The organism is Adhaeribacter aquaticus DSM 16391, from assembly GCF_000473365.1.
GTDB lineage: Bacteria > Bacteroidota > Bacteroidia > Cytophagales > Hymenobacteraceae > Adhaeribacter > Adhaeribacter aquaticus.
Genome location: NZ_KI421517.1, coordinates 3,724,063 through 3,742,233 on the forward strand (window position 1 = coordinate 3,724,063; position 18,171 = coordinate 3,742,233).

Sequence of the window (18,171 nt, forward strand, 5' to 3'; positions counted from 1 at the left end):
TTGGATTAGCGGAAATTTTTGGAATGCCTACCCCTTTATTCGACCATTTAGGCAATAAATTCGGCGGGCTGGTTAACCAAGTTTAGCTTTTCTTAAGAACCATTTGTATTTTGCTAGCTTATATTAAATGGCTTACGTCCACTACATTAGTTTTATTTATGCTTCTACTTTTACCTTTACCAAGAATTATTACTTTTTGCCTGTTTCTTACCTTACTTTATCCTTTACAGGGAGTGGCCCAAAACAGCAAAAAAGCCGCCATATCCGGAACAGTAGTAGATGCTCTGAATAATTCACCGTTGGGGTATGCTACTATTCGTATTTTTAAAACAACGGATAATAAGTTATTAACTGGAAATATAACCAACGAAGCAGGGCAATTTGCAATGGATGCCCCATTGGGCCAGTATTATGCATTAATTGAGTTTATAGGTTATAAAGCATTTAAATCACCGGTTTTTAATCTTACTAAAGATAATCCTTCGCATAATTTAGGAACTCTCAGAGTACAGGCCGCGGCCGCCACTACCTTAAATGAAGTGGTAGTACAGGGGCAGAAAAGCTCCATGGAGTTGTCGCTGGACAAAAAAGTATTTAACGTAGGAACAGATTTATCTAATGCGGGCGGATCGGCTACTGAAATTTTAAGTAATGTACCTTCGGTGTCAGTAGATGCAGAAGGTAATGTAAAATTACGGGGAAGTGAAAACGTTCGGATCTTAATTGATGGGAAACCATCCGGGTTAGTTAGTTTTAAAGGTGGAGCGGGTTTACAACAGTTACAAGGTAGTTTAATAGATAAAGTTGAGATTATTACTAATCCATCTGCCCGTTACGAAGCCGAAGGCATGTCGGGCATTATTAATATAGTTTTAAAGAAAGAACAAAAAAATGGCTTAAACGGCTCTTTTGAGGTAATAACGGGGCAGCCAACAAATTATGGGGGAGCGGCTAACATTAATTACCGCCACAGAAAAGTAAACTTCTTTGTCAACTACGGACTTGCTTACCGGGTTACACCAGGTTGGAGCTCACTTTACCAGGAAACTACTAAAAATAATCAAGTCACTTCCATATTAAGGCAAAATAACGAAGGCACCTTAACCGGTTTTAATAATAACATCCGGGGAGGTATGGATTATTTCTTTTCAGAGTCCAGTATTTTAACTGCATCCTATATGTTCCGGAGAAGCGATGCAAACCGCATAACTGATATCCGTTACCAGGACTACAAACCAAACCAGGAGTTGCAACGATATACCGACCGGAAACAGGACGAAAATGAAGATGAGGTAAATGCCGAATACGCCTTGAGCTACAAAAAAACATTTTCCCGCAAAGGACATGAATTAAACGCGGATTTTCGTTTCCTGGATTACTGGGAAAAATCAAACCAGACTTTTACAGAAAACACCTTTGGCCCGAGAGGAGACCGGGATGTTTCCAAAGCTGTATTGCAACGCTCGGTAAACGATGAGTACGAGAAACAATATTTAACCCAGTTAGATTATGTGCGACCTGTTGGGGAAGGCGGTAAATTCGAAGCTGGTTTCCGGAGTAGTTTCCGCAATATGGTAAATGATTACATGGTGGGCGATGAGGATGCAGCAGGAGGCCTTACCTTACTTCCGGAATTTACCAACTATTTTATTTACGACGAAAATATAAATGCAGCTTATGGTATCTGGGGAAATAAAAGTAAAAAATATTCCTATCAGGTTGGTCTACGGGGCGAGTATACCGATGTAAAAACAACGCTGCGGAAAACAAACGAACAAAATCCAAGAAATTATGCTAATCTGTTTCCAAGTGCTCACTTTACCTATAATTTACCTAAAGAAAATGCTTTGCAAATAAGCTACAGTCGTCGGATCAGGCGGCCGGTTTATTTTGATTTGAGCCCATATTATACCTTTACCGATCGTCGGAATTTTGCTGGTGGTAATCCTAATTTAAATCCCGAATATACCAATGCTTTTGATTTAGGCCATATTAAATACTTTGATAAAGGTTCTATTTCCTCGTCTTTGTATTACCGCCATACTATAGATAAAATGGCCACTATCCGGAGGGTGGAGGTCGTTCAATACCAGGGCGATTCAATTTCCGTGGCCAGGCTGCGGCCGGAAAATTTAATCTCGGAAGATGCCTTTGGTGCAGAGTTTACCGGAAATTATGCCTTAAAGGAATGGTGGAAACTTGATTTAAGTTTAAATTTTTTCCGGGCTATTACGGATGGAAGCAATTTAGCCCAAAATATCAGCAGCGATACCTATAGCTGGTTTATGCGCCACACATCCCGGTTTAACCTGCCTAAAAATCTGGACTTTCAGATAAGAGCCAATTACGAAGCGCCGCAAAAAACGCCCCAGGGAAGCCGGGCAGCACTTTATTACGCTGATTTAGCCCTGAGTAAAGAAATTTTAAATAGGAAAGGCACCCTAACTTTAAATGTATTGGACTTGTTTAATACGCGCATTACCCGTTCTGTTTTTAGAGGAAGGATCCTGGAAAATGATGGTACCTATTTAGGCCGGGACTTTTATACCAATAGCGAAGGCCAGGCCCGCCGAAGACAAATAAACCTGACTTTGAATTACCGGCTAAACCAAGGACAAATTGGCGGTAAACAAAGAAACTTAAACCAGGAATAAATTCAGTTAAATGTTAACCAAAAAGGGCTCCGAAAGCATTTGTCTTTCGGAGCCCTTTTTATAGCTAGTAAGCCTTTTGTTATTATCTAGAGTAGAATACCTTCTTGTTCGCCAATAGATCTTACATAATTAGCAGCTTGTTTGTATTCTTCGTTGGTTGGAAGGTGTTCCAGCATTAAGGGCACATCTTTTAATTTGCTCAATTCACTTAAAAATACTTTATAATCCATTTTGCCTAAACCTGGCCGACACTCTACCAATTGAGGTGTATAAACATCTTCTTTTAAAATAATGTCTTTGCCGTGACAGCTTCTGATATTTGGTCCCAGCTTTTGGAAAGCTTCTTTAATAAGGGCGCCATTATTATAAAAATCACGCGGACTAATGATCAGGTTCATGGGGTCCAGGTGTACGCCAAACTGTTTGTGATTGATAGATTTTATCAGACGCACATAAGAATCTGCTGAATCGGGATACGCCCAGGGCATGGCCTCCAAAACAAAATAAGTTCGGGTAGGGTTAACTTCTTTTATAATATTTCGGGTTACCTCTACTATTTCATCAAAAGTCTCCTTTTTGAAGTTATCCTGGTGTGGGCCTGCCCATTTTTCTGGGTTTTTAGAACCGCTGATATTAACACAGCAATTTGCACCAATGGCTTCTGCTAAGGCCAGGGAATCAACACACTTTTTAATGGCGGCTTTCGCTTTTTCTTTATCCGGGTCAATTGGATTGTTCCAGACGCCAACTTCTGAAATAATGATATTTTCTTTTTTAGCAGCCTTTTCATAAGCTTTAATTTCCGCAGAAGAGGCCCCAACTTTTACCGGACTGTATGCCGCCCGGTAGCCAAGGTTTTTTAAGATAGCAATCCACTCTTCCGGATTGGTAAATTTATCTAAGACGGGGCCACCTAACCGAACAGATTTATTAACTGGTTGAAAGCTATATAATGGTGAAGCTACACTCAATAAGGCAGCTGATTGGACTAACTTTTTATTAAACGTTCTGCGATTCATGGGTGGATTTATAAATAAAAGGACATTGGTTCTTTGCCTAAATATGCAGAATTAATAAGAAGTTTCATAATCCATGAAGGCTAGTCTTTTCGCCTGAGAGCAACCTCTTTTTGCATTTAGCAGCTTGTTATTAATATTTTTATAAATATCAGTTTAATAAACAGCCGTGTTTTTGAAACCTGATATCTACTTTAAGAAGTATACACAACTTTATTTGATGTTGAACTAAAATATTTATAGATATGGAAGCTACATGCAATCATTGTGGTCATTGGAACCAGGATACCGAAAAAATAAAAGCACCAACTGATGCCTTTGGTGTTTGTGATGAATTAACCGGCCAGCATGCTATGGAACCGGAATATGTATTGCCTTTGGTTCATGAATTTAGTTTAGTGGACAATAAGCCCAAGGATTTTGAAATGATTACCGGCGCCAATTTCGGCTGCAATCATTTTAGTGAACGTAAAGGGTGGATTTAATTTTTATATATTTAAAAAAGAGGTGCTGTAATTTTTACAGCACCTCTTTTTTATTTTACCTTCTTTGTATTATAACATTTTTCAAATGCTGGACTTTTAAATCAATATAAACCAGGATCAGGTTAATTAGGAACTACAGGAAAGCATGGAACTACCTGGTTTTTTATTAGCCCAACCCGGCCTTTTAGCAAAAAACTTGTCAGCATTCCGGGAATAAGGAGCTTTTAAAGCTTCCTGAAGTTCCAGAAATAATTTATTCTCACCCTTTTCCAGTTCTTCAATGGCCTGATGCAGTAAATAATTTCGCAATATAAAACGCGGGTTATGCTGGCGCATTTGTTCTTTCGATTGTTCAGGGGCAGAGGTGTTTTCTTTTAGACGCTCCGAATATGTCTTCATTAGTGCAAAAAGCTTTTCTTTTCCATTACCATCCAGCTCCTGGTAAAAACTTTCCTGGAAATGGGTAATAACTGTTTCTTCGTCTTTCAGTTCCTGCGGCAGGTCTATTAAAAGTTGGTAAAAAATAGTCATATCGGGCTGAAAAGAAGTAAGAAACTTTTCCAGGTTGGTGAAAAAAGTAATGTCTTTTTCTTTTACCTCATCCAAGCCTAATTTATTACCCATCATGGTAAAATATTTGCCATAAAAATTACTTTCAAAAGTGTCCAATACTTCTGCCAGTTTTTCGGTTCCTGAAAATAAAGGCGCTAATGCCCCGGCCAGGCACCCCAGGTTCCAGTAGGCAATAGACGATTGTTTGCCAAAGGCATAGCGTCGCCCAGGTAAATCAGTAGTATTGGGTGTAAATTTAGGATCGTAATTATCTAGGAACGAGTAAGGGCCATAATCAATGGTAAGCCCCAGAATAGACATATTATCAGTATTCATTACTCCGTGCACAAAACCTACCCGTAACCATTCCACAATCATGGTGGCTGTTCGGTCCAGTACCTCGCTAAACCAGGCAATTATTTTAGCTTCGCCTTCGCCCTGGATGTGGGGGTAGTACCGGTTAATTGTCCAATCGGACAGTTTCCTAAGGTTTTCTAGTTCTTTCCGGGCGGCCAAAATTTCAAAGTTGCCAAAACGCAAAAAGCTTGGTGCTATCCGCATAACTACAGCGCCTGGTTCTTCCTGTGGATTGCCATTATACAACATATCGCGTACCACCATATCGCCGGTAGTAACCAGGCTAAGGGCACGGGTTGTGGGTACCCGGAGGTAGTGCATGGCTTCACTCATCAGGTATTCCCGCACTGAAGACCGGAGTACGGCCCGTCCATCTGCCCGGCGGGAGTAAGGCGTTAGGCCAGCTCCTTTTAATTGCATTTCCCAGGTTTTGCCGGCCGTTGTTTCCAGTTCAGCTAACGTTATAGCCCGGCCATCGCCTAACTGCCCTGCCCAATGCCCAAATTGGTGCCCGGCGTAACAAGCGGCATAAGGCGCCATGGTCTCTGCTACAAAATTTCCACCCAGAATGTCAATATCTTTCTGCTCGCTGGGCTTTTCCAATTCCAGTTCCTGGGCTAGTTCTTCTGACCAGCCTATCAAAGAAACCTTTTTAACGGGGGTAGGTAGTACTTTACTATAAAATACACCCGGTGTCTGCCGTGGGGTAGAGTCACCACTTTCATCGCCTTGAAAGGTGCTTACAAACTCATTTTTATATATTTTCGAACTTAAGCTTTGCATGAACTTTCTGTAATAGTTACAACTATATTAAACCGGTATTTTCTATACCAGTTAAGGATATACGAAAAGAATCAAATTCCTTTTCTTGTTCTATTAATAATTGCGACTTTTAACCGGAGTTTAAGGTAAAAGGAAGGGCCAGATGTTACCTGTTTATAGAAAAGGAAGAGGTAGTAAATAATCTGGTAAGCAATTAACCAGCCATTTCTTCCTGGTAAATCCAATTTAAAGCGGCTTCTTCATCAAAGTGGATTTTAATTTTACCAACTGGTTTGGCTTTGCTTTCCTCGTTATTTTTTTCATACACCCGATTAGGATTGGTCATAACAAAGCATTCCGGAGAAATAATAATTGCAAACTTTTGAATTCTGTTAGAGCTTAAAAAGGGCATCATGTTTTGCATTAACCAGTTTTGGTTGTCAGGTAACATGGTTTTAATATTGCTGGCATCGGTGACCCAAAACTTTATATTTTTTCTGGAAACTGCATCAAATGCCAGCAGATACCCATTTCTAAATTGCTCTGGTTCGGGTTGTTTCTTAAAAACTAATTTAAGAATAGAGAGTTCTTTATAATTAAAGATTTGAACAATACTATCTTCGTAAAGATTATCTGCATTTGAAAGCATCCTCTAATAAAATAACTATACAAATCATATTTTAAATATATTTAATATTACTAATATTTTATTAGAAAGTTATTTTTTGAAGCCTGATATTTTAAACTAATATAATAAATATAAAATTTAGTTAAATTTCTGATAATAAACAGTTAAAGTCTAGTTTATACTGAACTTTGGGATTGGTTTAGCTCAATTAGCCGGTATTAGATATTTATAATCGGTAATACTTGTTATTAGTTAACTCCTTTTAGTACCCCTGTTTTTAAAAATTTTCTCTTTAGTTAGTTTATTTTCCAAGTTTTTAAATTCTTCATTGTCTATAGTTACCGAATAAATTACGGAAGTAAGAATGTTTTCGTCTTCATCAAAATCATAAACCATAGATAATAAAAGTTGCTTATGGGGGTTTAGTACGTATTCTTCTTCTATTTTATCATACACTTTAAATTCCAGTTCTCCTTCTTCCGAATTTGGGGCTTCAGTCCTGGCTAAGCAATCTCCGGTAATAACCAGTGGCGTTTCGAGTTCTTCCGTAAGGTCAAAAGGTTGATAATACCGGCCGTCCTTTCTTTGGGTAATGTATTCTATTTTATCTACGTGGATTTCTATGTCCTTATGCTGGTTACTACGCTTGTTCTTTATTTGGGTAATATTGCCTGTTACTTTCATGCGTGTATTAGTAAAGAATTAAAGTTTAAAAAAGATTGTACTCCTGGTAATACGATTATTTAATATGGAGGTGTTTCTTTAAGAAGAAACAGGTGCAATCAAAAAAATTAAATAAATTTATTTGGCTACTAAGAGTAGCTATATAACTACAAAGGTTAGCATTTTTAAAAAATTAATTTTATAAATTTTAATACTATGCTTCGCTGGGGTGATATCATTGCTTATGCCAAATACAGTAATCCGGAACCTGAAAAACGGATTGAAAAAACCGAGGAACAATGGCAGCAGATTTTATTGCCCGATCAATTTCGGATTCTGCGGCTTAAAGAAACAGAATCTCCTTACCGGAATGCTTATTGCCGTTTGTATGAACCGGGTATTTATGTTTGTGCCGGATGCGGTAACTATTTGTTTTATTCCAAGGAGAAATACCATGCTATATCCGGATGGCCCAGCTTTACCCAGCCTATTTCCAAAGGAGCCATCAAATATATTTTTGATAACTCCTATAATATGAATAGAATAGAGGTCCAATGTAATGTATGCAGTGGTCATTTAGGGCATGTATTTCCCGACGGACCTAAACTAGGAGGTTTGAGGTATTGCATAAATTCGGCCAGTATGGTGCTTTTAAAAAGTTGATAATAAATAAAATAATTATTTAAGTAAAGCCATGAAAAGTATTGTTATTGATACCGACCTCTTCGCTGGCGGTCTTCATGAAAAAACTGGAGAAAGATTTTTTGCTCCGTTATAACCGAGCGTTGATCCGGAAAATCCCGTAAGGTCCGGTTGGTACTATAACCGAAATGTTCATAACCCAAGCTAACGTTTTTAAATAACCTTAACGTAACCCGGGGCCTGACAATACCAATTGAATTATTTCCCGCCAGCCCCTCAAAGTTATTTAGCCAATAATGATAATATACAAAGGCCGCTGTGGCGTATTTACCTAAACTTAAAGTGCTTTCTATTTTACCTTGGAAACCGGTAGCAAAAACATAATTCCGCAATCCTAATTCATCTGGGGCCGAGCGGGTACTGTTGCCGGCTAAAGGAGTAAAGCCTAAATGTCCGTTCGTATATAAGTTTATTTGATTGGATAAGGGGTATTTAGTAAATAGACCCGCACCAAATCCTAAGGTGCCTAATTCAAAATTTCGGGTATTCCAATAGTCATAGTATTGGAATCCACCGGTAAGTAAGGATAGTTTACCTATTTGGCGGTTCTTGCCAAACAGAATGCCGTAGCCGGTTACGTTATTTATTCTGCTGGCAATGGTATCCTGTCCCCAACTAAACTCAGTTCGCAATCGGAAAAAATCAAAAGGTTTTCGTTTTCGGGTTTCAAAAGGATTACCATAGTCCAGTTGTACGTTTAGCATGGCATTATTCCTGCCAGGACCAAAAACATCGTCCTGGTTATTGTTCAAACGGTGGAGGCCAGCAAACAAAGTTATATTTAGCGGCTCTTTTTCATAAACTTCCTTGTTAGTTACCTGGAACGTTTTGCCTTGCAATAAACGGTTCAAGCCCCGCACCGGGTTTATGATGCCGGCCGAGATTTCTCTTATTACTCTTTCGGTGCCCCGTGTCCGGTCGTCGAGCAAATTGGAACTTATCCGGTATAAAATTTCTCCCAGCGCCACTCCGTTCAAGGGCGTATATATTAAATCATTATAGGAGGGAAGTGTGTTTTCGCCTAAATATTCCCAGGTCAGGCTGCCAAAAGCAGCAAAGGGTAAAGACTGCCAGAAATTATAACCCTGGGCCCTGGCGGCATTAAAGTATAACGTGCCCTGGTAAGGATGACCAATAAAATTTATTCCAAATTCATCCACATCCCACTCCGGCCCGGCTTTTATATTGTGTTTCCATGTATTAAAATCTACATATCCATAATCGGCTTTGGCGATGTATCGGTTATACCCCATAAATAAGGCATTAACCCCCAAAACCTGGACAGTTGGTTTCCAGATGGGCTGGCGTTTGTTATAAATCGGGTCATCGTTTATTAGATCACCATATTTATTATATATGGTGGAGTCCAGCATACCTGCATTAGTTGGTTCAGGAGCCCCGGGCGTATCAGTAAGAAGCTGTTTTTTTTGTTCTTTAATTTGCCGTAACTGTTCTTCCCGGGTACCGTTTCCCGGTTGTATGGTGTCGGGGGTAATAAATACCTGGGCTTTAACTAATACAACGGATAAGAAGAAAAGAATTACCGTAAAACTATGTTTCATGTGTTGCAAGTATGTCTGGAAAATACATTATGCTTTGATTCTGGTTAGAAGCAGCTCCCTTTTAGCAACTCTATACGAAAAAACCTATATTGAGTAGATGACTTAATTTCAGATGTACCCAATGGCCTAATTAATCCCTCCCGATTTTTAAGTCTTATTTAAAGACATTAGACCGAAAAGATGCATTTAAATTTTAATTCAGATGGAGGCGCAGTTATTGCAGTATTAATAGCTAAAAGCAGGGAAGCGGGTATTTATTTTAATAAACTTAAATTTATAGTTTGAATAAGGAAAGAAAAGGTTTGCCTTTACTCCTTATTAAAATATTAAAGTATTTTAAAGGCTTTTTATCTCTGTAAATTAAGGTTGTTTCCCCAAAAGCCTCCTAAATTCTTATTTCATAGTAAGGCTCTATTCACGACTTGGATTCTATTGAAATAAAATGATGAATGAAAGCGAAAAATCTTCATTCACCTACCAACGAGGTAACCGTTTGAAAAGTAGAAAAATATAGTATGGGAAATAAATAGTTTTTAATGTGAACATTTTTGAAAGGCACCAGGATAGTACTTCCTTTTAAAAGTCAAAATATAGGGATTGGTTAACAGCCCATGTACTAAGCCAATATATTTCTCTGTAAAAAGATTAATAAAGCTTTTCTATATATTGGCAGTAAGAAAAGAAACAGTTTTTTGTAATCGTGGTTTTAGGGAAGTTGCTTTAGCTTAGTGTTTAAGGTATTCTGAATTTTAAAGTACTTCTACTAAATAAATTTTTATGGTAAAAATAGGAAGCGCCATTATGGTCATTAGTGGACTACTGGCAATTGCTATGCTTATAGATTTTATTATCAAGGGGGAAATATCAGTAGAAAAAATTCAAACTATTAATCAGAGAAAAGAAAGTTACCACAACCCAGCTGGCTACTATCATATTTCCTGGAACATTCAGACGGAAAACCACGATTTTAACATTTCAGAAAGCTTTGGTCTGCAGGCTAAGCAGGGGCAGGAAATACAAGTTAAGATTTCTCCTATATTCAAAGAAATAAATTCAGTTAAGAACTTAGAAACAGGTAAAGAAGAAGTTTATTCGTTAAGAATATTTTCAGGGTTATTGCTACCAGTAGTGGTATTAATAACTCTGGCTATTGGCTTCAAACTGAAAGAAAAGGCAAGTACCATAGTATTTGTGATAGAGGTTATAATCTTTGCTAATTTGATTTACCTTTTAAATTAAAAAAATCATAAATTTATATACCTACTAAATATTTACAAAAAGCTTGATCTTACATTAGAAGTAACTCCTTGATAATTTTATAAAAAAATTTGATGGAAAACAGATTAAAAAGATTTGCCGTGGTTTAGGCTTAATTTTTGGGTGGTTAACCTACTGCTGCTTAAAGCAACTTTATAAGTAAATGGAGGTTCCCTCCTAAGGGGGACTTTTTCAACGGGAAGTAGTGTAAAAATAAGGGTAGACGGGTAGTGCGAAGTAATTTATCTATAAGAGCTAATTGGGGTGTCTTTTCTATTATTTTTTAAGTAATCTTCTTTTAAATAAATTTTAATGCCTTGGTTGCCGGGCTGATTGTATTTCAAAAGCCGAATTACATATAAGTTATCAGCAAAATCCTGATAAGTTTCTAAATTAGCTGTTCCGGGTAAGGTAGTGCCTTCAGCAATTACCTCCATTTTCCGGTTCCTTATTTTCTGCTGAATGGTTTTAATAGGAGTGCCGCCATTTGAATTATACATAATTCGGCTAGGAAGACTATTAGAATAAAATAGAATACACCAGGCAGTAGCTGTTTCGCCTATAGGATTAAAAGCCCAAACGGCTTTTCCCATAGTTACAGAGTCTGGTTTGGTGTCGGAAACAAAGGTCCAGCCTCTAAAACTTAATTTTTTATTTACTTCTGGTTGCACCATTTGCCTGAAACGTAGCAACTCGTTTAAGGTAAGCGTTTGAGTAAATGCAGGAATAGAAATAAATAAAAATCCGAGTGTTATAGCTAAGATTTTCAAGTCGTTACAGTTTTCCTAATTTATTCTTTAAATTAACGAAAAAAAGACTAAGTTATTTACAGTCTGGATAAAATAACTTTTTGATATACCTGTTAAAGAATTTTAAGCACCTTGTAAGGTGAACTAATATCCTGAAGGTAAAATAAAACAATATGCTTTTAAGCGTGAAATAGAATATATAAACATTAATACCAGGTTCTAAGGTGTTAATTTATTTTTGGAGTGGTAAGGTTTTCTTGTAAACGAATTACTGAAAACAAATGCTTTTACAAATACATTTAGGAAAGTAACACAAAAGCTTTCCGAGCTGCTTTTTAGGAAAATAACGGCCATTCTCCCCTTGCCTTTAAAATTAAATATCCCTAGAACTTAATGACGGTTAAAGTTTTTTATTTTGGCTATATTAATTTGAAAATAGGGAATCGTAATACATTGTGGTAGAATGACGTTTACATGTTTATAATTTAGACAGTAACTTTATTTTAAAATTTACTTATAAAGTAAAACGAAGATGAAAAATATTTATAGGTTATATCTTTTAAATGAAAAAATTATAACTAAATCTGGTAAATATTTATTTCTTTTGTGTTGCAACCAATAGTTTATGATGAGACTTTTTCATCTTATTGAAAATGATAGTTTCTTATAAAGAAAGGTTAAAGTGCTGAAAAGAAGCACAGCCTAATGTTGGAATAGGAGGTAACGGTTGCTTAATTGTAAATTTATGAGCGTTTTGAAGTCTTTAGGATATTTTAGCTTTTTAGTTTTATTAGGTTTTTTCCCCGCCGGATGTAGTAAGCCGGAAAAGGAAAAAGAATTAGTCCAACCAGGTTGTACCGACCCGTCAGCTAATAATTACAAGGCAGGTGCTACCAGCAACGATGGAAGTTGTGCCTATAACAGTGCTTCTGTATTTTTAACCAATGCTAAAACCCTGCCTGCTACCCTAAATCAAAGTTCAGGCTTAGTTCATACCAATAACCAGCTTTGGACCATAAGTAATAAGTTCGGGGATAATACCATTTACCGAATAAATGAAGATGGAGCCATTCAGCAGACAATAACTATTGCGGGCGCCAATAATGCAGATTGGGAAGCCATAACAGCTGATGCTAACTATTTTTATATAGGCGATTTTGGCAATAACCTGGCTGGTAACCGGACTGATTTACGAATTTATCGGGTAAGTAAGTCTGGAATTGGTTCCGGTGCTACTGGCAGTGTTCCGGCTGAAGTAATTCAGTTTTCTTATAAAGATCAGGATATGAATACGCCTACTGGTAGTAATGATTCTGATTTTGATTGTGAAGCTTTTGTAGTTAAAGGAAACACTTTGCACTTGTTTACCAAACAGTGGAAAAGTAATAAAACAACCCATTACACTTTGCCTGTCACTCCCGGAACTCATGTAGCTAACCCGGTAGAAACTTTCGCCGTGGATGGATTAATTACGGATGCTAGTATTTCTGCTGGTAATGCAAACGAAATCGTATTAATTGGCTACACAAAAGATTTAACAAATTTATTTATGTGGCTGCTCTCGGATTACCAAGAAGATAAATTCTTTAGTGGCAACAAACGCCGTTTAAATTTAGGAAGTTCGCTACAGGGCCAGATAGAAGGAGTTACCTTAACAAGCAATGGAAATGGATATATTTCTTCTGAACAAATAACTACCTCTTTTTATAATAAACCTCCTCAGCTTTACTCTTTTTCAATAGCCAATTATATTAGCAGCAAATAATACCTAAATATTAGGTGGTTTACCTGAGTAAGTAACCACAGGGGCATTATAACATTAAATTTGAAGTTAAGTAGGTAGACCTTGTACTTAAAGGATTTCCTGCTTAACTTTTTTTATAAGATTTTTTTACTTGATACTAAATTCTTTTTGGGGATAAAATTCAGCTTAATTCTCTATTGCTTTACTAATTATCTTTTTTCCTTCTTCCAAAATTGATAGCAACTTTAATATTATATTTTATTGAGCAGGTTGATTAAAAATTTTACTAAAAATCTGCCATTTTAAACTTATCCTGAAGCAATAAATTCTTCAATCCATAGAAGGTTTAAACTAGACCTTAAATTTTTTAAGGTAAAATATGGTCAATTTCCTTGCCTGATAGTTGCGCCTAACCTAATGAGTCTGATTTTGTAATATATTGATATTCAATAATGTAAATATAAAAAATTTAATTTAAAATTGGGTTTAACCTAAAAAAGTCACTTACCTTTGCCTTTATTTATGAAACTGTTTGGGTTGTAGCGTCAATAATGGTAAGGTTATGAATGTAGGGAGAAAGATGTTAAATAAATTTTTTGGTAAGTTTTTCTGGAAGTTTTTTTTCCTTTTTGTATTTAATCTTGTCTTTGCTTTCAAAGGCTGGTCCCAATCTGGATGTACTGATCCCAAAGCGTCTAATTATGACTCTAATGCCACAACTAATAACTGTCAATGTAATTATGCTCCTGCTTCTGAACCATTAACAAACCCACGCCGATTACCGGCAAGTTTAAACGAGAACTCAGGTTTATTTTATACTAATGGCCAACTCTGGACTATTAATGATAGTGGGTGGAGCAATGAGATTTATCGGATAGATGAAACCAATGGTGCTATTTTACAAACAGTAACGTTGGAAGGCGCAACTAATGTTGATTGGGAAGCTATAACGGGAGATGAAAATTTTATTTATGTTGGCGATTTTGGGAATAATGATGGAACCCGTACAAACCTTAAAATTTACCGGATAAATAAATCGGATTTACAGTCAACTACTGCTTCTGTAGTGGTTGAAACTATATATTTTAAATATGAGGATCAAAACAGTACAAGCCCAACAGGTAACAACAATACTGATTTTGATTGTGAGGCATTTTTAGTAAAAGATAATAAAATTCATCTCTTCACAAAGCAATGGATAAGCCAAAATACTTCTCATTATGTGTTAGCAGCTAATCCTGGTGCAGATCTTCAGACAGCTGTAAAAGTAGAAACTATTCAGGTAGGGGGTTTAATAACAGATGCTGTTATTTCACCCAATGCTCCCAATTATATTGCATTAATAAGCTATCCCAATCTTTATAGAAGTACTCAATCCACCAATTTATTTATGTGGTTATTATACGATTTAAAAGGTGAAAATTTAGAAAGTTGTAATACCCGGCAGGTTAGTTTAGGTAGCGCATTCGGAGGAGGGCAAATAGAGGGTTTAGCTTTAAAAAATAACGAAACAGGCTATATAGGATCGGAACGAATTAATGAACTCCTTATAAAGACTGAACCGCAATTATATGATTTTAATATAGCAGCCTATATTCCCACACCTCAAACTTTACCAGTAGAGATGGTTAATTATAAAGTAACGCAAAACCGTACTAATGTAACCCTATCTTGGACTACCGTTTCGGAGGTTAATAGTGAGAAGTTTACCGTTGAGCGGTCTGAAGATGGAGTGACCTACTATTCAATTAAAGAATTAAAAGCCGCCGGGCATTCGAGCCAACCCATTAATTACAAAACTACAGACCAGCTTCCAATTATAGGGGTAAACTATTACCGCATAAAGCAAACTGATTTAGATGGCTCGTTTACGTATTCGGCTGTAAAAGCGGTTGAGATATTAGGTAGGGAACCTGTTTTAGAGGTAAGCCCGGTGCCTGTTAAGCAGGGACAATTGCTGCAGGTCAGGTTACGTAACTCTAATCCTGCTAATTCTACCATTACCTTAACCGGAACGGACGGAAAAATTTATTATAACAAATTAATTGATAAACCGGGAGGGGTATACGAACAATTTTCAGTGGGTCATTTAAGTAAAGGCATTTATATCTTAAGATGTACTACGGCCCTTGATACATATACCTCAAAAATCATTATCCAGTAAAAGGGACTCTTATTTAGTTTTAAAATTTTAAGGAAAATAAATCCGCCAAACTCAACTTCCAGATGGGTAAAGATCAGGCGGTTCGTTTCTTACCGTAATCTCTTCTATGGGATGCAGGGCATTGGTTTTATCGATGTACAGAAAGGCGTCGTACCGACGGGGTAAAACGGAGGGTACATAGTTGCCATATTCGTATTTAGGATTATATACAACGCCAATAGCCCGGTGCCCGATGGGCCGCTTCAGAAATTGATTTTCTTTTATGTCTTTAGAGAAAATCATTTTGTTTGTTGGGCTAAGCTGGTGTAATATGTATTCCCAACTTCCTTCCGGAGCGGCAGGTACTTCCATATTTTTCATCGGTGCCCCCCATCGGTCGGCTGCTATTACCGTACCACTGTAAGAGCCAAAACCAACAATAAAAACATTTTCTTCGCCGTATTCTTTTCGTACCAGTTGCCCTACATTTACCTCGCCACTATTAACCATGTCGGTATAGCGGGCATCGCCTACATGGGTATTGTGCTCCCAAATAATAGCTTTCGAATCAGGACCATGAAAATCCAATAAACGCTTTAAAGTTTGCGCCATGTGGTTGTCCCGAATATTCCAGGAGCCCGAGCTGCTGGTTACAGAGGTACGATAGTAGCGTTCACCATTATAAGCCACCAGTGCATTTTGTTCGGCCACAAACTGAGCTTCACTTTTGCTGCCGCCTGTAGTTTTCTCCTGGTTTTCTATTCCTTTCCAAAGCCTGTTGGTCTCGGCCCGGCAATTGGCCGAAGCATTTACTACCGCCCGGGCATAATCTATGGGGTCGGCACTATAAGGCTGGAAGCATTGGTGTACCTCCCGGGCGGCTTTGGTTAAATCGGGGTTATTTTTAATGTAAGGCATGAGTTCGGTCATGGATTCCCACAGGCAGTAAACATCTAAACCAAAAAAGCCAACTTTAGCATTGGCGGGAACTTTTTGGTTATAGGTATTCAGCCAGGTAACCAGAGAGGCAACTTCATAATTCCCCCACATCCAGGTAGGCCACCGGTCATAGTTTTTTAATAGAGAAACAGTGGCAGAGCTATCTTTAGGACCTCCTTTTATAAATTGATTTACCCGGTAAGAGTCTGCCCATTCTCCTTCCACAGCAATAAAATCAAATCCTTTCTCTTGTATTAATCTTTTAGAGATAGCCGCCCGCCAGGTATAGTACTCGGCCGTACCATGAGAGGCTTCACCTAATAAAACTACGCGGGCATCTCCAATTTCCTGCATAAGAACGTCCAAATCCTGGGTATTTCGGAGCGGGTAATTAGGAATGCTTAAGGTAACTGTTTTAGGTTCTTTAGTTTGATTTTGCGCCTGGGGAACTTGCTTACACGCAAACGGAATAAACCATAGTAACAGGAGTAAATAGATTCGCCCACCTCGTTCTGCCTTCTTTTTCATAAACCCAATTTTTAAGCTTTTCGGTTTACTCACTCAAAAGCAGGTTAGTTGCAGGGGTAAATACGGAATTTTATAAAGGTAAGCCAGTTAAATACGTAACTCTGCCGCTTTACTTATACACCTTTATGCTAATAGCATACTATTTAGTAACCATGACCTGGGGCTGCCGTAAGTTTTTAATAATAAATTATTTACTTTTTAAATAAATTGTATGATAGCAGTAATTACGGGTGCCTCCAGTGGTATTGGCCGGGCAACAGCCTTAAAATTTGCGAGTAAAGGACATAATGTTGTTTTGGCGGCTCGTTTCGGAGCTGGTTTAGACCAGGTAGTACAGGAATGTGAAGAATTAGGGGCTAAGGCAGTAGCCGTACCAACTGACGTAAGCCTGGAAGAAGATGTTAATCGTGTAGCAGATCGAGCCATCGAAACCTTTGGCCAAATAGATGTTTGGATAAATAATGCGGCCGTTTCGTTATTTGGCCATTTTGAAGAAATACCTACCTATGATATTCGCCAGCTAATAGAAATAAATTTGTTTGGCTATATGTACGGAGCCCGCGCAGCCGTTCGGCAGTTTCGGCAGCAGGGCTATGGCACCTTAATTAATATTTCGTCTATGGCCGCCGTAAATGGTCAGCCTTATTGTGTACCTTATACTATTAGTAAAGCTGGTATAAGAGGAATGAGTCTTAGCCTTTCGCAGGAGCTGGCTGATGAGAAAGATATTCATGTTTGCTGCGTTTTGCCTGCTGTCATTGATACGCCTATTTTTCAGCATGCCGCTAATTACATGGGCAAACGCATAAATGCACCGGCACCGGTAATTCCGGCTGAAAAGGTGGCCAAGGCTATTTACAAGCTTACCAAGCATCCTCAGGAAGAAATAATGGTGGGAAGTATGGCCCGGATGATGCGGGCGCAGCGTTTAATAATGCCTTTGCGCATGTTTGATAAGTACATGCAAAAAATGATCAAGAATAAACACTTTAAAAATGAAGAGTCAGGGCCATTCCAGGGCAACTTATATGGACCAATGACCAACTGGAATAAAGTAAATGGTGGTTGGCGGGCAGAAGATGCGGGTAAAGATACTTCCAATGCTTTAAGTATTATTACCACTTTTGCTTCCTTAGCCTTAGTAGGATTTGTGGTGGGTAAGGCTTTTGTACAAAGTGACAGGTAAACATTACTAAAAGGGGGATATATATTTTTATCCTCCTTTTAGTAATGCTAATGTGTACCAGGTTTAGAAAATTGCCATTCCAAATCAAGTCTGATTTACTGTTTCCTGAAGGGTTATACCTGGTATAGTATCTAGTGAAGTTTTATACTTTATTTCTTTCCGTTTTGCTCCTCTAAAGGTTATAACCCGCTTTAAAATAATATTAGCTGCTTAAGGCTAATGACAATTTATTGTATCAAATTTT

Annotated in this window: 14 protein-coding genes; 7 read left to right on the plus strand and 7 right to left on the minus strand. The window is 37.7% G+C overall.

Going from position 1 to position 18,171, the window contains the following annotated elements:
* Window positions 1–158: 158 nt before the first annotated feature.
* Window positions 159–2,654: a TonB-dependent receptor gene (locus ADHAQ_RS0118690; RefSeq protein WP_051360023.1), complete on the plus strand. Its 2,496-nt coding sequence runs from the start codon at window positions 159–161 to the stop codon at window positions 2,652–2,654.
* An 86-nt stretch (window positions 2,655–2,740) separates the two neighbouring features.
* On the opposite strand, the gene ADHAQ_RS0118695 is transcribed toward ADHAQ_RS0118690, so the two are convergent.
* Window positions 2,741–3,673: a sugar phosphate isomerase/epimerase family protein gene (locus ADHAQ_RS0118695; RefSeq protein WP_026464249.1), complete on the minus strand. Its 933-nt coding sequence runs from the start codon at window positions 3,671–3,673 to the stop codon at window positions 2,741–2,743.
* Between the two features lie 242 nt (window positions 3,674–3,915).
* On the opposite strand from ADHAQ_RS0118695, the gene ADHAQ_RS0118700 reads away from it, so the two are divergent.
* Window positions 3,916–4,155: a hypothetical protein gene (locus ADHAQ_RS0118700; protein WP_026464250.1), complete on the plus strand. Its 240-nt coding sequence runs from the start codon at window positions 3,916–3,918 to the stop codon at window positions 4,153–4,155.
* Between the two features lie 126 nt (window positions 4,156–4,281).
* On the opposite strand, the gene ADHAQ_RS0118705 is transcribed toward ADHAQ_RS0118700, so the two are convergent.
* The 3 genes from ADHAQ_RS0118705 to ADHAQ_RS0118715 form a co-directional block, all read right to left on the minus strand.
* Window positions 4,282–5,847, minus strand: coding sequence for a protein adenylyltransferase SelO (locus tag ADHAQ_RS0118705; protein ID WP_026464251.1), 1,566 nt, complete (start codon window positions 5,845–5,847; stop codon window positions 4,282–4,284).
* A gap of 193 nt (window positions 5,848–6,040) precedes the next feature.
* Complete coding sequence (locus ADHAQ_RS0118710; RefSeq protein ID WP_026464252.1) at window positions 6,041–6,475, minus strand: hypothetical protein; 435 nt, start codon at window positions 6,473–6,475, stop codon at window positions 6,041–6,043.
* Window positions 6,476–6,706: 231 nt separating this feature from the next.
* The gene (locus ADHAQ_RS0118715) at window positions 6,707–7,138 is read right to left on the minus strand and encodes a hypothetical protein (RefSeq protein ID WP_026464253.1); all 432 of its coding nucleotides are present in this window, start codon (window positions 7,136–7,138) and stop codon (window positions 6,707–6,709) included.
* Window positions 7,139–7,333: 195 nt separating this feature from the next.
* Between ADHAQ_RS0118715 and msrB the strand changes: the two genes are divergently transcribed.
* The gene (gene msrB / locus ADHAQ_RS0118720; protein ID WP_026464254.1) at window positions 7,334–7,780 is read left to right on the plus strand and encodes a peptide-methionine (R)-S-oxide reductase MsrB; all 447 of its coding nucleotides are present in this window, start codon (window positions 7,334–7,336) and stop codon (window positions 7,778–7,780) included.
* A gap of 44 nt (window positions 7,781–7,824) precedes the next feature.
* On the opposite strand, the gene ADHAQ_RS27365 is transcribed toward msrB, so the two are convergent.
* A complete protein-coding gene (locus ADHAQ_RS27365; protein ID WP_051360024.1) occupies window positions 7,825–9,381 on the minus strand; it encodes a DUF3943 domain-containing protein in 1,557 nt (518 codons plus the stop codon).
* A 777-nt stretch (window positions 9,382–10,158) separates the two neighbouring features.
* On the opposite strand from ADHAQ_RS27365, the gene ADHAQ_RS0118735 reads away from it, so the two are divergent.
* The gene (locus ADHAQ_RS0118735; RefSeq protein WP_026464255.1) at window positions 10,159–10,620 is read left to right on the plus strand and encodes a hypothetical protein; all 462 of its coding nucleotides are present in this window, start codon (window positions 10,159–10,161) and stop codon (window positions 10,618–10,620) included.
* A gap of 260 nt (window positions 10,621–10,880) precedes the next feature.
* Here the strand turns inward: ADHAQ_RS0118735 and ADHAQ_RS0118740 are convergent, their stop codons facing one another.
* Window positions 10,881–11,408: a hypothetical protein gene (locus tag ADHAQ_RS0118740; RefSeq protein ID WP_157433460.1), complete on the minus strand. Its 528-nt coding sequence runs from the start codon at window positions 11,406–11,408 to the stop codon at window positions 10,881–10,883.
* A gap of 724 nt (window positions 11,409–12,132) precedes the next feature.
* Here ADHAQ_RS0118740 and ADHAQ_RS0118745 point away from each other — a divergent pair.
* Both ADHAQ_RS0118745 and ADHAQ_RS0118750 read left to right on the plus strand, forming a co-directional pair.
* Window positions 12,133–13,152 carry a hypothetical protein gene (locus tag ADHAQ_RS0118745; RefSeq protein WP_026464257.1) on the plus strand — a complete coding sequence of 340 codons (1,020 nt, stop codon included), beginning with the start codon at window positions 12,133–12,135 and terminating at the stop codon, window positions 13,150–13,152.
* Window positions 13,153–13,711: 559 nt separating this feature from the next.
* Complete coding sequence (locus ADHAQ_RS0118750) at window positions 13,712–15,295, plus strand: T9SS type A sorting domain-containing protein (RefSeq protein ID WP_169728013.1); 1,584 nt, start codon at window positions 13,712–13,714, stop codon at window positions 15,293–15,295.
* Window positions 15,296–15,346: 51 nt separating this feature from the next.
* Here ADHAQ_RS0118750 and ADHAQ_RS0118755 read toward each other — a convergent pair whose 3' ends face one another.
* A complete protein-coding gene (locus tag ADHAQ_RS0118755; RefSeq protein WP_084523904.1) occupies window positions 15,347–16,741 on the minus strand; it encodes an erythromycin esterase family protein in 1,395 nt (464 codons plus the stop codon).
* Between the two features lie 211 nt (window positions 16,742–16,952).
* Between ADHAQ_RS0118755 and ADHAQ_RS26250 the strand changes: the two genes are divergently transcribed.
* A complete protein-coding gene (locus ADHAQ_RS26250; protein WP_051360025.1) occupies window positions 16,953–17,927 on the plus strand; it encodes an SDR family oxidoreductase in 975 nt (324 codons plus the stop codon).
* Window positions 17,928–18,171 lie beyond the last annotated feature (244 nt).